General features: G+C 64.6%; 15 protein-coding genes. 4 read left to right on the forward strand and 11 right to left on the reverse strand.

Features of this window, described 5'->3' with window-relative positions; translation table 11 throughout:
- Positions 1 to 47 precede the first annotated feature (47 nt).
- Complete coding sequence (locus J6525_RS22770) at positions 48 to 1,481, forward strand: helix-turn-helix domain-containing protein (protein WP_057018868.1); 1,434 nt, start codon at positions 48 to 50, stop codon at positions 1,479 to 1,481.
- 9 nt (positions 1,482 to 1,490) lie between these two features.
- On the opposite strand, the gene serA is transcribed toward J6525_RS22770, so the two are convergent.
- The 3 genes from serA to J6525_RS22785 all read right to left on the reverse strand — a co-directional run bounded on the left by serA (position 1,491) and on the right by J6525_RS22785 (position 3,912).
- On the reverse strand, positions 1,491 to 2,744 hold the full coding sequence (serA, locus tag J6525_RS22775) for a phosphoglycerate dehydrogenase (protein WP_225646392.1): 1,254 nt from the start codon (positions 2,742 to 2,744) through the stop codon (positions 1,491 to 1,493).
- 347 nt (positions 2,745 to 3,091) lie between these two features.
- Positions 3,092 to 3,268, reverse strand: coding sequence for a BA14K family protein (locus J6525_RS22780; protein ID WP_249796149.1), 177 nt, complete (start codon positions 3,266 to 3,268; stop codon positions 3,092 to 3,094).
- A gap of 347 nt (positions 3,269 to 3,615) precedes the next feature.
- On the reverse strand, positions 3,616 to 3,912 hold the full coding sequence (locus J6525_RS22785) for a hypothetical protein (RefSeq protein WP_225646369.1): 297 nt from the start codon (positions 3,910 to 3,912) through the stop codon (positions 3,616 to 3,618).
- Between the two features lie 157 nt (positions 3,913 to 4,069).
- Between J6525_RS22785 and J6525_RS46990 the strand changes: the two genes are divergently transcribed.
- Positions 4,070 to 4,192, forward strand: a complete 123-nt coding sequence (locus tag J6525_RS46990; RefSeq protein ID WP_283848637.1) for a hypothetical protein — start codon at positions 4,070 to 4,072, stop codon at positions 4,190 to 4,192.
- Between the two features lie 209 nt (positions 4,193 to 4,401).
- Positions 4,402 to 5,448: a helix-turn-helix transcriptional regulator gene (locus tag J6525_RS22790; RefSeq protein ID WP_225646370.1), complete on the forward strand. Its 1,047-nt coding sequence runs from the start codon at positions 4,402 to 4,404 to the stop codon at positions 5,446 to 5,448.
- A 31-nt stretch (positions 5,449 to 5,479) separates the two neighbouring features.
- Here J6525_RS22790 and J6525_RS22795 read toward each other — a convergent pair whose 3' ends face one another.
- From J6525_RS22795 to deoC, 8 genes are all read right to left on the reverse strand, one after another.
- Positions 5,480 to 6,571 carry an ABC transporter ATP-binding protein gene (locus tag J6525_RS22795; protein WP_225646371.1) on the reverse strand — a complete coding sequence of 364 codons (1,092 nt, stop codon included), beginning with the start codon at positions 6,569 to 6,571 and terminating at the stop codon, positions 5,480 to 5,482.
- 83 nt (positions 6,572 to 6,654) lie between these two features.
- Positions 6,655 to 8,094 carry an extracellular solute-binding protein gene (locus tag J6525_RS22800; RefSeq protein WP_312009820.1) on the reverse strand — a complete coding sequence of 480 codons (1,440 nt, stop codon included), beginning with the start codon at positions 8,092 to 8,094 and terminating at the stop codon, positions 6,655 to 6,657.
- Positions 8,095 to 8,143: 49 nt separating this feature from the next.
- A complete protein-coding gene (locus tag J6525_RS22805) occupies positions 8,144 to 9,181 on the reverse strand; it encodes a carbohydrate ABC transporter permease (RefSeq protein WP_225646373.1) in 1,038 nt (345 codons plus the stop codon).
- Positions 9,178 to 10,053, reverse strand: coding sequence for a carbohydrate ABC transporter permease (locus tag J6525_RS22810; RefSeq protein WP_038387425.1), 876 nt, complete (start codon positions 10,051 to 10,053; stop codon positions 9,178 to 9,180). Before J6525_RS22810 ends, J6525_RS22805 begins: the two co-directional genes overlap by 4 nt.
- A gap of 7 nt (positions 10,054 to 10,060) precedes the next feature.
- Entirely contained in the window at positions 10,061 to 10,984 is a 924-nt protein-coding gene (locus J6525_RS22815; protein ID WP_092083802.1) for a ribokinase, read from the reverse strand.
- A gap of 4 nt (positions 10,985 to 10,988) precedes the next feature.
- The gene (locus J6525_RS22820) at positions 10,989 to 11,444 is read right to left on the reverse strand and encodes an RbsD/FucU family protein (protein ID WP_092083804.1); all 456 of its coding nucleotides are present in this window, start codon (positions 11,442 to 11,444) and stop codon (positions 10,989 to 10,991) included.
- A gap of 80 nt (positions 11,445 to 11,524) precedes the next feature.
- Positions 11,525 to 13,912, reverse strand: a complete 2,388-nt coding sequence (locus J6525_RS22825; RefSeq protein WP_225646374.1) for an aldehyde dehydrogenase family protein — start codon at positions 13,910 to 13,912, stop codon at positions 11,525 to 11,527.
- Positions 13,913 to 13,922: 10 nt separating this feature from the next.
- A complete protein-coding gene (gene deoC, locus J6525_RS22830; RefSeq protein WP_376708545.1) occupies positions 13,923 to 14,945 on the reverse strand; it encodes a deoxyribose-phosphate aldolase in 1,023 nt (340 codons plus the stop codon).
- 279 nt (positions 14,946 to 15,224) lie between these two features.
- Here deoC and J6525_RS22835 point away from each other — a divergent pair, with 279 nt between their 5' ends.
- Entirely contained in the window at positions 15,225 to 15,980 is a 756-nt protein-coding gene (locus J6525_RS22835; protein ID WP_225646375.1) for a DeoR/GlpR family DNA-binding transcription regulator, read from the forward strand.
- The last annotated feature ends 47 nt before the right edge of the window (positions 15,981 to 16,027 follow it).

The raw sequence follows: 16,027 nt of genomic DNA on the forward strand, positions 1-16,027 counted from the left end.
GAAACTGATGTATTGTTGTAAGAATCTTACAAACCTTGGATAAGGTGATGGTAACCTCAAGCGCCCGTTCCGTTTTCATGGGCCCGCGGCTGCGCCGGCTGCGGCGCGACCTCGGGCTGACCCAGGCCGACATGGCCGCCGATCTCGAAATTTCGGCCCCCTATGTGGCGCTGCTGGAACGCAACCAGCGCCCGGTGACAGCCGACATGCTGCTGCGGCTTGCCCGCACCTACAAGATCGATCTGGCCGATCTCGCTGGCGATGGCGGTGCCGATCACACCGCCCGCATGCAGTCCGTCTTGAAGGAGCCGATGTTTGCCGACATCGACATCCCCGCGCTCGAGGTCAGCGACCTCGCGGTCAGCTATCCCGGAATGACCGAGGCGTTCCTGCGCCTCTACACGGCCTATCGCGAAGAGCAGCTGGCGCTTGCGGAGCGCAGGGCTCCGGACATGGCGATCGCTTCACCGGGCCAGGAGAACTTTGACGCCAACGATCCCGTTGCGGAGGTCCGACGTTTTCTCGCCGCGCGCCGCAACAATTTTGCCAGCCTCGACGATGCCGCCGAGCGGCTCGTCCACGAACCTGCCGGGCCCGCCGGATTTATCGAGCGGCTTCGGGAGCGACATAAACTCCAGGTCCGCTATCTGCCGCCGAACGTCATGCTGGGTTCGATCAGGCGACTGGACCTTCATCGCAGACAATTGCTGCTGGAGGACTCGCTCGATACCGCGGGCCTCAATTTTCAGCTGGCCAAGCAACTTGCCTATCTGGAACTGGAAAACGAGATCGGCGCCGCCGTCGAAGCCGGCAAGTTCACGACCAAAAGCGCCGAGCTGCTGGCACGCCGTGCGCTTGCGGCCTACGCCGCCGCCGCACTCATCATGCCGTATTCGGTGTTCGCGAAAGCGGTCGAGGCCCGCCGCTACGATCTGGAGGCGCTGGCGCGTCAATTCGGCACCAGCTTCGAGCAGGTCGCGCACCGCGTCACGACCCTGCAACGGCCGGGTCTCGAAAAGGTCCCGTTCTTCCTGATCCGGGTCGATCCGGCCGGCAACATTTCCAAGCTGCTTGACGGCGCCGGCTTCCCGTTTGCAAAGCACGGCGGCGCATGTCCGCTATGGTCAGTGCACGACATCTTCAAGACGCCGCGCCAGATCGTCACCCAATGGCTGGAACTGCCCGACGGACAGCGGTTCTTTTCGATCGCCCGCACCGTGACCGCCGGCGGCGGCGCGTTCGGCGCCGTCCGCGTCGAGCGGGCGATCGCGATCGGCTGCGCCGCCGAACATGCGGGCCAGTTGATCTACACGCGCGACGGACAGGGACCGAATGCCGACGAGCCGACGCCGATCGGCGTCGCATGCCGGGTCTGCCATCGGCCGAGATGCGCGGCGCGGTCGGCGCCGCCGATCGGACGCGAGATTCTTCCGGACGATTTCAGGACCTCGAGCGTGCCGTTCGGCTTCTCGGCGGATTGACGAAGTCGATCACCCCTGCGGCCGGTTCGCGTCATACAGCACCCGCACGCGGATCGTGCCGTCAATGGCTCTCAAATCGGCCAGCAGCCCCTCGCCCTCGCCGCCGACCACGTCGGTCTCGAGCACGACATAGCCGACTTCCGGATCGGTCTGCAGATATTGCGCCAGGATATTGATCCCGTGCCGGGAGACCGCGTCGTTGACCTGGCGCATGACGCCGGGAACGTTGCGATGAACATGGATGAAACGGGTGCCGGTCGGTCGCGCCGGCAATTGCACCTGCGGAAAATTGACCGCACCGAAGGTCGATCCGACATCGGAATAGTCGATCAACTTGCGTGCAACTTCGCCGCCGATGCGATCCTGCGCTTCTTCCGTCGAACCGCCGACATGCGGCGTGAGGATGACGTTGGGCAGACCTTGCAGCGGCGAGACAAAGCGCGCCTCGTTCGACACCGGCTCGACCGGAAACACGTCGACCGCGGCACCCGCCAGCCGGCCCTCACGCAGCGCGCTCGCCAGCGCATCGAGATCGACCACGGTGCCGCGCGAGTTGTTGATCAGATAGGCCTCAGGCTTCATCAGCTGGAGCTGGGCGGCGCCAATCATGTTGGCGGTGGCCGGCGTCTCCGGCACATGCAGCGATACGACATCGCTGGCTGCGAGCAACGCGTCGAGCGATTCGGCGGGCTCGGTATTGCCATGGCGGAGCTTGTCGGTCTGATCAAAATAGATCACGCGCATGCCCATGGCTTCGGCGAGGTTCGACAGCTGCGAGCCGATGTTGCCGTAGCCGACGATGCCGAGCGTCTTGCCGCGCACCTCGCGGCTGCCTTCGGCGGACTTGTCCCAGCCGCCGGCATGTGCGGAGACCGAACGCGGAAAGATCCGGCGGAACAGCATCACGATCTCGGCGATGGTCAGCTCCGCCACACTGCGGGTGTTGGAGTATGGCGCGTTGAAGACGGGGATTCCCAGCTTCCGCGCGGCGTCGAGATCGACCTGATTGGTGCCGACCGAAAAGCAGCCGACAACGAGCAATCGGTCGGCGGCCTCCAGGATGTCCGCGGTCAACTGGGTCCGCGAGCGAATTCCCAGCATGTGGATGCCCGACAGCGCCTGCCTGAGTTCTTTTGGTCCCAGCGCCTTGGGCAGACGTTGCAGCTCGGTATAGCCGTTCGCCTCGAACATCCGGGCCGCGGATTCGTTCACGCCCTCCAGCAGCAGCACGCGTATTTTGGTCTTGGGAAGCGACAGCATCATCGAGATCCGGATTCGTAAGGTTCGGGCAGATCCTGCCACGAGCGCAGTTTCGACGGATCGCGTGATAGCATGGAAAACGGTCGCGTCAGAAGCGGCCGTGGGCCGCCCGCTCTGCGATTCCCGACAAATCCGCCCGATCCGCGCATCCGGGCGCAGCGCGGGAACCCGTTCAGTCAAAGGTCCTGGCCAATTCGCCGGCAGAAGCCGCGTTGCGGCTCCTGGGGCGCTCGAACGCCTGCTCCGGCTCACTGGCCGGAGCTCCGTTCGTGCTCAGCTCGGCGCCGAGGATTATTGCCTTGAGCGGCGGTTTCAGTTTCCCGTTCCGGCGCCACAAGCCAGCGGCAGTCTCACTGGCAGGGATACCGCCGGCCGTCCTTTGCCTGGAACGTATTCGACGCCGCATCATAGGAGCGATAGCGCTGGGCGCAGGACGCCGCGTGCTGCTGGGCGGCGGCAGCTTCCTGCTGCGCGGCGGCGTTGGCTGCGCCGGCCGCGATGACGCCGCCGATGAGACCACCGACCAGTCCGCCGACGGCAGCGCCGCCGCCATTGTCATAGCACTGCCCCTAACGGCACCAGACCTTCTCGGTCAACGACGGCACTGCCGCCGCAACGCGGGCAGCGTGCTGCAACGGAGCCGAAATAGCGGAGGCCGAAAACACCATGGCACCGGTGGCGGCTATCAAAACAACTTTCACAAAGCGAGCCCTACGCATCATATCTCCTGCTTCATTGCTGTGGGCGCAGGCCGGCGCCCGCGTCCCGATTCCCTCGACATGGATGGGCTCGTCCGGTTCCGGACCGGACGACACCCGGACCCGCGCGGCTGGCTACAATTCGCGCGTCAGCCTGCTTCGCGGATGGGCGGCGTTCATTGGCCGGCTGCGTTCACGACGCGGCAGAGGTTATCGCCGACACCTGGAGCCAACTGTCCCGGCGGCAAGCTGAAGGTCGCAGCGACGCGGCTGCCTTTACCGTCCTTGCGGACGACGACTTGCAGCGTTTGTGGGCGGCCGGATCCGGTGGTCTCCTGCTGGGTGGTCAGCGTGCCGAGTTTCTTGTCGACGTTTACGCCGACAAAGCCCTCCGCCAGAACGGCACGGGACACCTTGTCGAGGGCGGCACCGGGATTGACCGACGGAAAGATCATCCAGGTCTTGTGCGTCATGCCCGTTACCATGGGAACGCCGGTGCTCTGGACGTGATCTGCGCAACCATCGGCCAGCGCAGGCATGGACGAAAGAACTGTAAGCGCGAGTACGCAAGTAATCCTTGTAAGCATGCTTTCATAACCCATTTGAGTTGGTCGTGACGATTTAGGCCAAATGGGCTACGAGTCCATGGACGACGTCGTATTCCGGATGGAGGCGTTCGGATTGTGGCTAAGACAGTCGATCGCGCATGCTGTGCATCCGCTGCTGCTCTCGGACGTCGGCGCGGCGGATTGAATCGGAACTGTCGCGCGATGCCGGCGGGCGAATTCGATCAAATGCCAGCTTTCGCGGCTCGATTGCGCGATCTGGATATTCTGTTCGACATTCGGATATTGAAGAAATTGTGAGAAAGGGCATGCGACCCGAAATCACCTAAGCTGTGTTAGTGTGGTGATGCGGTCTATGCGTGTGGACGGCGCCCTGAACAGTGGAAAACCGGTCTGATGGATCGGGCAATCCGCGAACAGCAAACATCCGATGGTTGGGATTTGATGGTCGAAGACGTACTCGCTGCACCTCCCACGCGATCGGGATCTTCGTTCGAAGAACTCCTTGAAATGCTCCACCCCCACGGGATCAATGCGCATTCCTCGCCGCGGCCTGACGAATCGTTTCGCTGGCATGCGGACATAGCCATCGGCGCGGAAATTGACGTCGTGCGGGCCGATCTGTCGGCCGGTTGGGATTGGCGCTATTCATACGAGAATTCTGCCGGAGAGCTTGCAATAAGCCTGCTGAATGCCGGCCAGGCCGAAATGCTCATTGCAGGAAAGAGCATCCAGCGGACCCCCTCCGAGATCGCCATCGTGCCCCTTCCGACGATGCAAGCGCAGCGGGTCGAAGCGGTCGATGGACGATACTCAAGCGTCACGCTCACCTTGCATACGGGCGTAGTTGCCAAGGTGCTGTCTGCGACGTTCGGGAGCACGGCGCTGGAAGATCTCAATCTGACGCCGATCGTCGACTTGTCGACCGGCGTTGGACAGACCCTTCTTCAGCTTGTCCGCACGAGCACCACCGGCCTGTATGACGGGATCCTGGTGCGCTCTCCGAAAGCCAGCGCGCTGCTATCGGAAGCGGCGATACAGCTCATCCTCGAGAACGTCCCTCATCGGTTGACCGACCGGTTGAGCCGCCACCCGCTGGATGCGCCGCCGCGCTACATTCGCCGTGCCGTCGAGTATATGCGGGCCAATCCGCATCTGCCGCTGACGATATCGGATATTGCCGCAACGGTTGGGGTCAGCAGCCGGTTGCTGCAATTGGGCTTCCGCAAAATTCACGGCACGACGCCGGTCGCCTATTTGCGGCAAATTCGGCTGGAGGCCATCCACGACGAACTGTCGCGACCGGAGAACATGCTCCCGGTCAGCGAGGTTGCCCTGAAGTGGGGCTTTACGCATATGGGCCGTTTCGCTGCGGTGTACCGCTCGGCCTTCGGCCTGTATCCGTCCGATACGGTCCGGCGCGCGCGAGGGTTCTGCAGCTAGGCAGGCGGTTGTCGAGCCAGGCTGCGGCAGATCAGCAAATAGCTGTCCCGGACGCCTTGTCGAACAAGTGCGTTCGCTCAAGATCGAGCGCGACGTCGATGACATGATCCGGCTCCGCGGCGACGCCGACCGGCATTTGCGCCGTGAATGCGAATGGGCCGACGGTTCCGATCACGAGCGTGTGCGGCCCGAGCGGCTCCACGTCTTTCACAAGGATCCGGATCGAAGAGCCCGCCGGCGCGTCTTGCCGCAACACATGGTCGGGCCGGACGCCGAGCACCACGGGCTTGCCGACACTGCCGGCATAGGCCGCCTCGCGTGACTTCGGCACTCTCAACGCCGTGCCCGACGGCTCGGTGAAAATGAGCACGCCGTCGCGGGCGACGAGCTCGCCATGGATGAAATTCATGCTGGGCGCGCCCATGAAGCCGGCGACGAAGAGATTGCTGGGTTTCTCGTAGATCGTGATCGGATCGGCCGCCTGTTCGATGCGGCCGCGGTTCATCACCACGACGCGGTCGGCCATGGTCATGGCTTCGACCTGGTCGTGCGTGACGTAGACGATCGTCTTGGCGAGACGGCGGTGCAGCGCCTTGATCTCGGTCCGCATCTCGATGCGGAGCTTAGCGTCGAGATTGGACAATGGCTCGTCGAACAGAAACACATCCGGGCTGCGCACGATGGCGCGGCCGATCGCCACGCGCTGGCGCTGCCCACCCGAGAGCTGTTTGGGCTGGCGCTGCAGATATTGTTCGAGGTCAAGCACGCGTGCCACGTCATTGACGGCCTTCTCGATGCTGGCGCGCGATTCGCCGCGCACCTTCATGCCGTAGCCGATGTTCTCTCCGACCGTCATATGCGGGTAGAGCGCGTAGTTCTGGAACACCATCGCGCAATTGCGCAAGCCGGGACGCAACTGCGTCACGTCGCGATTGCCGATGCGGATGGTTCCGCTCGTCACCGCCTCCAGTCCCGCGATCATGCGCAACGTCGTCGTCTTGCCGCAGCCGGACGGGCCGACAAGCACGACAAACTCCTCGTCGGCCACGTTGAGGTCGAGCCCTTCAATGATCTTGTAGGGCCCGTATGCCTTGCTGACGTTCTCGATCTCGACGTGCGCCATGGAATCCTTTTCCGTCCCTTCGTCGACGGCAAGTGAAGTCCCGGACGATGCTCGCGCATCATCCGGGACGTCTCACTGGAAAGCTAGTTCTTCGGCGGAAGGCCCATCGCCGCGCGATAGGCCGCGAGCTGCTTGGCCCGGCCGAACTCGTCGGTCAGCCGATTCCACTCCTTGGCCATAGCATCGAGCGCCGCCTGCGGCGTGGTCTGGCCGGCCAGCGCCTTGCCGAGCTCGATCTCGACCACCTCGGTATAGGAGAAGTAGCCGGGCAGACGCATGTCGAGCGCGACGTTCTTGGCATTGATGGAGTCGGATTGCGCGCCGAGATATTCCTTGGCCTCTTCCGGCGAGAAGATATTGCTCCACAGTTGCAGATTGGCAGTGTGCGATTTGCGATAGGGATTGACGCCACTGCCGCCGGTGATCGCCGCCTGGCCCGACACTTCAGGACTTGTCAGTGTCTTGACGAAATCCCACGCCGCCTTCTGGTTCTTGCCGACCTTCGGCACCGCGATCTGCCAGCCGCCGAATGCCATGAACGGGCCCGGAAGCACGCTCGGGAACTTGTCCCACTTCTTGGTCTTGGCGTTCCAGATCTCGTCCGAGCCGGGCAGCATCGCCGAACCGACCTTGCCCGAGATCTTCGACTGCTTCGGGTCGGCGGCGATGACGCCGGTGTCGCCCCAGCCGATCGATTCCGCTACCTGGCCGCCGGCCACGGCAGCGTTCACCTCGCCGAACGAGAAATTCAGCGCGTTGGGCGGCCCGAGCTTCGATGCCCTGATGTATTCCTCGAGCCCCTTCACCCAGCCCGGATTGTTGATCTGCGCGTCCATCGTCTCGGGATCGAAGAACATCGCGCCCGGATAGTTCGGATTGTTGGTGTAGGCCGCCGCATGGCTGAAGAAGAACCAGAACTGCTGACCGCCGCGGCGGAAGGCTTCCGCCGTTCCCCACAGCCCCTTGTCGGGCCGCTGGAAGAACTCGGCAATGTCGAGATACTGCTTCCAGGTCTTCGGCGGCGCGAGGTCGTAGCGGTATTTGGCCTTGAAGGCGTCCTTCTCCTTGGGATCGCTGAACAGGTCGGTGCGGTAGGTATAGGTGTGGACGTCGCCGTCCATCGACTGCGAGTAGATCTTGCCTTCCCACACCATCAGCCGTTCGCGATAGGCCGGCTCGATATCGTCCCAGTCCTTGCCGGACTGCATCTCCTTCGGCATCTCGCTGAGATAGGGCACGAAATCCGGCAGCCAGGCCGGCGCGAAGCTGACGAGGTCGAACGTCGCGTCCGATGCGGTGAGCGACGTCGCGATCTTCGGATAGAGCTCGGACCATGGAAACTCCACGACATTGACCTTGCCGCAGGTCTTCTTCGCCCATTCGTCCGCGCCGAGCTTGAGCGCGGAGGCGATATACGGCCCGGTCTGCGACGCCACCGTCAGGGTGACGCCGGTATAGTCCGGGCTGCAGGCAGCATTCGCCTGGCTCGCGGCACAGGCCATCGCGAGCGAGGTGGTCAGCATCAGGAACGTCCGTCGCAACATCGTCTAGTCCTCCCTACAAGGTTTTTTGCTATTTGATGGCCCCGAGCAGCAGGCCCGACCGCATCATCCGGCTGAGCAGGCCCGCCATGATCATCATGGGAACGATGGCGACGAGCGCCGCAGCCGATATCGCCCACCATTCGTCGCCGCGCTGGCTGTTCTGTCCCGCCACCAGGATCGGCAGCGTCTGCCATCTGGAATTGGTCAGGAACAGCGCGAACAGAAACTCGTTCCAGACGAAGGCCAGCGTGATCATGAACGTCGCCAGCAACCCGTTCATCGACATCGGCACCACGATGCCGAAGAAGATGCGCCAGCTCGGCACATTGTCGACCATCGCCGCCTCCTCGACCTCGATCGGCACAGCCTCGAAGAAGTCGCGCATCAGCCAGACGACGATCGGCAGCGAGAAGGCGACGTAGCACAGCGTCAGGCCGACAAAACTGTCGATCAGCTGGAAGCCGAGCCGGCCGATCTCGCTGTAGAGCAGATACAGCGCAAAGGCGGTGACGATGGGCGGGAACATGCGCTGGCTGACGAACCAGAACAGGATGTCCTCATTGCCGAGGATCGGTCCCGGCAGCGGCAGGCGGTTGGCGACGACGGCCACGATCAGCGCGATCGGAAAGGCCAGCAACAGGGCCTGCGGGCGGGTAAACCCGAACGTCGTGTTGAACAGCAGGTAGCCCCCGAGCGCGAGCAGGAAGAACACCAGGCCCGCGCCGAAGCGGACCTTGAACTCGAAGCGCACCAGCGCATAGGCCGCCATCGCGCCGATCGCCGTGGCGATCGCCGCCGCGGCCAGGCCCACGATGGTCGAGTTCAGGAAGGTCCGGAAGAACTCGCCGCGGATGCCCTGATAGAGATCGATGAAGGGCTGCAAGGTCGGCGTGAAGTCGATGAACGGCAGATAAGTCGGTCCGCCGACGACGCCGGGCGGCGTCTTGAATGCGGTCACCACCACCCAATAAAGCGGAAACACCGTGATCAGGCACCAGATGAGAACGCCGGCCGCGACCAGGCGTCGGCTCCATGGCGACAGCCCCGTCAAGCCCTGCCCGCTCATCGGCGCTTCTCCAGATGCGGCCGCAGCAGCGCCAGGTAGGTCACGCCGATGATCGTGATCGCGATCAGGAACAGGAAGCTGAGCGCCGATGTGTAGCCGAGATTGAACTTCTTGAAGCCTTCCTGATAGGCGAACAGCGTCAGCGTCTCGGTGTCCACGCCCGGCCCGCCGCCCGTCATCACGAACACCGTGTCCATGATCTTGTAGCTCTCGATCAAGCGGATGAAGACGACGGCGGCCGAGATCGGCAGCATCATCGGAAAGGTGATGCCCCAGAACTGCTGCCAGGCGCTGGCATTCTCGAGCTCGGCGGCCTCGTAGACGTCTTCGGGAAGCGTTTGCAGCCCGGCCAACATCATCAGGATGACGAACGGGGTCCACTGCCAGACCTCGACCGCGATGATGCAGGCGAGTGCCCAATGTCCATTGGTGAGGAACGGCAGGTTCACCAGGCCGAACTTCGACAGGAACTGATTGAGCGGTCCCATCGTCGGATTGAAGATCATGCGCGCCACCAGCGCGACCGCGACGGGCGCCAGCAGCATCGGCAGCAGCAGGGCGACGCGGAACAGCCGCTCGCCCGGTACACGCGCGTTCAACGCCAGCGCGACGCCGAACCCGATCGCGTATTGCAGCCCGACCGCAATCAGCGCAATCAGCGTTGTAGTGAAGAGCGCATTCCAGAACCGCGGCTCCTGCAACAACGTCGCATAATTGCCGAGCCAGACGACGCGCGGCGGGATCGGCGGAATCAGGCGGTAGCTGAGGAAGCTCGTGGTCAGCGAATAGATCAGCGGAAAGATCGAGATCGCCAGCACGACGAGCACCGCCGGCCAGATGAAGACATGCTTGATCGGATCATTCCGCATCATCGCAGCATCATCCCCTCAGCAGCGCTTCGATCTCCGCGCGCCGCGGCATCGCGGGCGCGGTGCCCGGCCGGGTCACCGAGATTCCCGCTGTGGCCGAACCGAACCGCGCGGCCTCGAGCGGATCGACGCCGTCGGCGAGCGCCGCCGCGAAGCCGCCGACGAATGCGTCGCCCGCGCCGGTGGTTTCGACGACCTTGCCGGCCGCGAAGGGCGGCACGTGCAGCGAGCGATCCCGCGCATGGAATAGCGCGCCGCGCTCGCCGAGGGTGATCAGCGCCGTCCCGGCGCCTTTGGCCAACAGGGCGTCGCCGGCACGGCGGGCTCCGGCGAGGTCGCCCGCCGCGATCCCGGTCAGCGCTTCGGCCTCGGTCTCGTTGGGAACGACATAATCGCACAGCGCAAACAGGCCATCGTCGAATTGGATCGCCGGCGCCGGATTGAACACCGTGATGCTGCCGGCGGCGCGCGCGATCTCGAGCCCGCGCCGCGCTGCATCGACCGGCTGCTCGAGCTGCGTCACGAACACGCGGCTGTCGCGGATCGCGTCCGCCACCGCGTCGACATCGGCCGGGCCGATACCGCCGGCTGCACCCGGCACGACGATGATGGCGTTGTCGCCGCGCGTCTCATGGACGTAAATGAAGGCTGCGCCGGTCGGCGCGTCCGCCGTTCTGGCCACGCGCGGCCGGATTCCCTCGGCCTCCCAGGTCCTGATCGCAAGCTCGCCGAAGGCGTCGCTGCCGATCCGGGAGATGAAGCTCACGCCGGCGCCCGCCCGCGCGGCCGCGACAGCCTGGTTGGATCCCTTGCCGCCGGGCCCCATCGCGAATCCCGAACCGGCGATCGTCTCGCCGATGGCCGGCATGTTGCCGGCGCGGAACGCGAGGTCGACGACGAAGACGCCGAGGACGGCGACGCCATTCTTGCTCATCTCGTCACTCCCCGTCCGGCCCGATCACGCCCTTGCTGAACAGGAAGCAGCCGTAGAAGCGCCGCTCGCCCGTCGCGATCACGCAATAGGCCGTCTTGGCCTTCTCGTAGAAAGCGTGGCGCTCGACACCGACCAGCGGCCAGGACCGTCCCTCCGCGCGATCGATCGCGGCCTGCACCTCGCGCTGCACGGGTGGCACTTCCTGAGCCTGGCCGACAATCTCCATGCGGATCGCAGCATCGTCGACAAACGTATCGAGCGGCATCACCGACAGGATCGCCTCGACCGCCCTGGCCGCGTTGACATTGTCGATGCGCAGCAACCGGCCGAGAACCGTCTGGCGCGCGATCGAGTCGGCCGGAAAATTGGTATCGCACACCACCAGGCGATCGCCGTGCCCCATCGCCCGCAGGGCATAGAGCACGTCGGCATTGAGCAGTGGATCGATGCCCTTGAGCATGTTGCGTCCCTCCCTCGTGTTCAAACTCGCCGAACTCTGACGGTTCGGATCCCCATCCGTATCACCGTAGCGTGACGCCTTTAGTCACCGTACGGAATCCAGATGTTCTTCACCTGCACGGCATGGCGGAGCAGGATCGGGCCCTCGCTCGCGGCCTTGTCGTACCAATCGAGCGCGAGGCCATGATCGACCAGCGTGCGCTTGAGGTTGCCGATCGAGTGCCGCTCGGCCGTCACCGAGGCGTCCTGCGATCCGAACGCCCAGAGCGCGTCGACGTCGTCGTGCTCGGCAAGCACCTTGACCAGTTCGCTGCGATCGCCGGTGACGATGTTGACCACGCCGCCCGGCACGTCCGAGGTCTCCAGCACCTGGTAGAAGTCGGTCGCGGCAAGCGGATGCCGCTCGCTGGGCACGGCGACGACCCGGTTGCCCATCGCAACCAGCGGCGCCACCAGGCTGATGAAGGCGAGCAGCGGCGCCTCGTCGGGACAGGCGACGCCGACCACGCCGATCGGCTCATGCATCGCGAGCGCCACGCCGCGCAGCGGCGGCGCGTGGATGGATCCTTCGAATTTGTCGGCCCAGGCGCCATAGCTGAACAACCGCTCGATGCTCGCATCGACTTCCGTGCGCGCCTTCGAAGCCGACACGCCGGTCATGTCGGCGATGCGCCGGGCGAATTCGTCGCCGCGCGCGGAAAGATTCTCGGCAAGGTAGTAGAGGATCTGGGCGCGATTATGCGCCGTCGCCCGCGCCCAGGACTCGGCGGAGCGCGCCGCGGCCACCGCATTGCGGATATCCTTGCGATTGCCCTCGCCTGCCTCGCCGAGGCGCCGGCCCTTCGGCGAGAGCACCGGGCGCGAATAATTGCCGTCCGGGCGCACCTGCTTGCCGCCGACGAACAGTTTTGCCGTTCGATCGATCGGCGGCACATCGAATCCGGCACTGGCGCCGGAAGCCGCCGGCAGCGGCGATGCCTTAGCCCGCGCCTTGCGCCCACTCCAGGCCTTCGGCTTGAGATACTCGTACATGCCTTCACGGCCGCCCTCGCGGCCGAAGCCGGACTCGCGATAGCCGCCGAAGCCGACGCTGGCGTCGAACAGATTGGTGGCGTTGACCCAGACCACGCCGGCCAAGAGCTTCGGCGCGATATCGAGCGCCAGACCGATCGTCTCGCTCCACACGCTGGCGGCAAGGCCGTAGCGCGTGTTGTTGGCGAGCGTCACGGCCTCGTCAGGAGTGCGGAACGTCATCGCCACCAGGACCGGGCCGAAGATCTCTTCGGTCGCAACCGTCGAGGACGGATGCACGTTCCAGAGCAAGGTCGGCGGATAGAAACATCCTTCCGCCGGGATCGCACTGGACGCCTGATATTTCTCGGCGCCCTCCTGCACTCCGGTCTCGACCAGCGACTTGATCCGTTCGAGTTGCACCGGCGCGACCACCGCGCCCATGTCGATCGCCTTGTCAAGCGGCATGCCGACGCGAAGCGTCTCCATGCGGCGGATCAGGCGCCGGCGGAAAGTCTCCGCGATCCCCTCCTGCAGCAGCAGTCGCGAGCCGGCGCAGCAGACCTGACCCTGGTTGAACCAGATGGCATCGACCACGCCTTCCACCGCGCCGTCGATATCGGCATCGTCGAACACGATGAACGGCGACTTGCCGCCAAGCTCGAGTGTCAGCGATTTGCCGGTGCCCGCGGTCGACTGGCGGATCAGCCGTCCGACCTCGGTCGAGCCGGTGAACGCGATCTTGTCGACGCCGGGACTTTCGACCAGCAGCGCGCCGGTGGCACCGTCGCCGGTCACGACATTCAGCACGCCCGGCGGCAGGCCGGCCTCGGCCGAAAGTTCGGCGAACAGCAGCGCGGTGAGCGAGGTGAACTCCGGCGGCTTCAGCACCACCGTATTGCCCGCGGCCAGCGCCGGCGCGATCTTCCACGCCAGCATCAGCAGCGGAAAATTCCACGGAATGATCTGCCCAATCACGCCAACCGGCACCTGATCGGCAAATTCGCGCTCCTGCAACTGCGCCCAGCCGGCGTGATACAGGAAATGGCGTGCGGCGAGCGGCACGTCGAGATCGCGGGTTTCCCGGATCGGCTTGCCGTTGTCGATTGCCTCCAGCACGGCGAACAGCCGGGCGTGCCGCTGCAGCATGCGCGCCAATGCATAGAGATGACGCGCGCGGCCGTGGCCGCCAAGCTTCGCCCACGCTGTCTGCGCGGTGCGCGCGGCGCTAACCGCCGCCTCGATATCGGCGACGGCGCCCTGCGCGATGCGCGCCAGCGTCTTGCCCGTGGCAGGCTCGGTCGTCGTGAGATGTTTACCGGCGTGCGACGCCGTGAACTTGCCGGCGACGAAATGCCCGAACGTGGCGCCATGCCGCGCCAGCCAGGCGCGTGCCTCGCCGTCCGCCTCCGGCGCGGGGCCATACTCCATGGTCTCGAAATAGCTTGCGACGCTCATCGCTGGAGTCTCATCCCACGGGGTGGCGATTGAAGGCCGAATAGTGGCCGGTCACGTGATGCTCGAGCTGTCGCTCGATATCGGCGAGCAGGCTGGAGGCGCCGATGCGGAACAGATCCGGCTCGAGCCAGTTACGGCCCAGTTCTTCCTTCATCAGGAACTGATAGTTGAGCACGTCCTTTGCCGTCGAGATTCCGCCGGCCGGCTTGAAGCCGATCTGGTAGCCGGTGCGCTCCTGATAGACGCGGATCATCCGCAGCATCGCGAGCGTCACCGGCAGCGTCGCGTTGACGCCTTCCTTGCCGGTGGAGGTCTTGATGAAGTCGGCTCCGGCCATCATGCAGACCATCGACGCCTTGGCGACGTTGCGCAGCGTCTTGAGATCGCCGGTGGCCAGGATCGTCTTCAGATGCGCGTCGCCGCAGGCGGCGCGGAAATCCCGGACCTCGGCGTAAAGCGCCCGCCAATCGCCGGTCAGCACATGCTCGCGCGTGATGACGATGTCGATCTCCTCCGCGCCGTCGCGGACCGACGCCTCGATCTCCTTCAGCTTCAGATCGTGCGGCACCAGACCTGCGGGAAATCCGGTCGAGACCGCAGCGACCGGGATGCCGGATCCTTCGAGCGCGTCGACGGCCGTCGCCACGAACCGATGGTAGACACAGACCGCGCCGGTATGCAGCTCACGGCCGGCAAAGCCGAGCCGCTCGAGAAGGTCGCCGCGCACCGGCGCTTTGGCCTTGGCGCAGAGGCGCTTCACCCGTTCGGTCGTATCGTCGCCATTGAGCGTCGTCAGGTCGATGCAGGTGATCGCCTTGAGAAGCCACGCCGCCTGCGCGTCCTTCTTGACCGTGCGCCGGCCCGGCAGGCTCGCGACACGCCGTTCGGCGGCCGACAGATTGATCCTGATCTCATCGATCCAATCCATCTCGATCGCGCGGCCAGCGTTGCGCGGCAGCGGATGCTCGCCGCCCGGAGAAGGCGGCTGCGCGGCCAATGGGGACGGATTCTGTATGAAGACGCTCTGCGTCATGGAGGCGCCGTGCGGTCCTAGCGAATCGACGAGATCGCCAGATAAACTGAATGTATCGATCGCAACATGTGATCCTCCCCTGACCTTGCCGCGGGGTTTGCCGACGGCCTGAGGACGACATCGTCCCCGACCCTCGATCAGCCCGCCGGACTGGATGTTATTATTGTAACAAATCTACGTTGATAAACTCACAACATTGTAAGATCATTGTCAATCGGATAAGCAAGCCCGGCGATCAAAATGGCTGAAACATCGAACGCACGACCAAGCGAGACGCGCGTGCAGCGCCTTCAGAGGCTGCGCCGCGCCGTCGAATCGAGCGGCACGCTGCATCTGAAAGACGCCGCCGAGCTCCTCAAGGTTTCCGAAATGACGGTCCGGCGCGATCTCGCCGGGCCGGACGCCGCGCTGGCGCTGCTCGGCGGCTACGTCGTCAATGCGGCGTCGCCGACCGGGATCAAGTACACGTTCGAGCAGGAGATCGATCAGCACACCCAGGACAAGCGTCTGGCCTGCCGGTCTGCCGCGGCCTCGATCAAGGAAGGCGATACGATCTTCATCGATTGCGGCACGACGATGCAGTCGCTGGCGGACTGCCTGCCGGAGGACCTGCCGCTTTCGGTGATCTGCTATTCGATGAACGTGGCGTCGATCGTGACGCGACGGCCGGCCACGCAGGTGATGCTGATGGGCGGCCTCTACCATCCGTCGTCGCAGTCCTTTGCGTCGGACGACGGCCTGTCCTATCTGCGGCGGCTCGGCATCAACAAGGCCTTCATCTCCGCGGGCGGCGTGCACTGGACCCGCGGCGCGAGCTGCTCGAATTTTCACGAGGTCGCCGTCAAGCAGGCCGTCATCGAGACCGCGATGGAGAGCATCCTGGTGGTCGACGCCAGCAAGCTCGGTAGCCTCAAATCGGCGTTCTTCTCCGATATCGGCGCGTTCTCGCGGATCATCGTCGGCGGCACGGCGTCAGCGGACATGCGCAAGCACTTCCGCAGCCTTCCCGTCGAGTACGTGACCAGCCCAACCTGATCCGAGCGGGGGCTGGCACGCCCGGATTAGGCTGCTCACGATGCGCG

The organism is Bradyrhizobium australafricanum (assembly GCF_020329495.1).
In the GTDB taxonomy this organism is placed as follows: Bacteria; Pseudomonadota; Alphaproteobacteria; order Rhizobiales; family Xanthobacteraceae; genus Bradyrhizobium; species Bradyrhizobium australafricanum.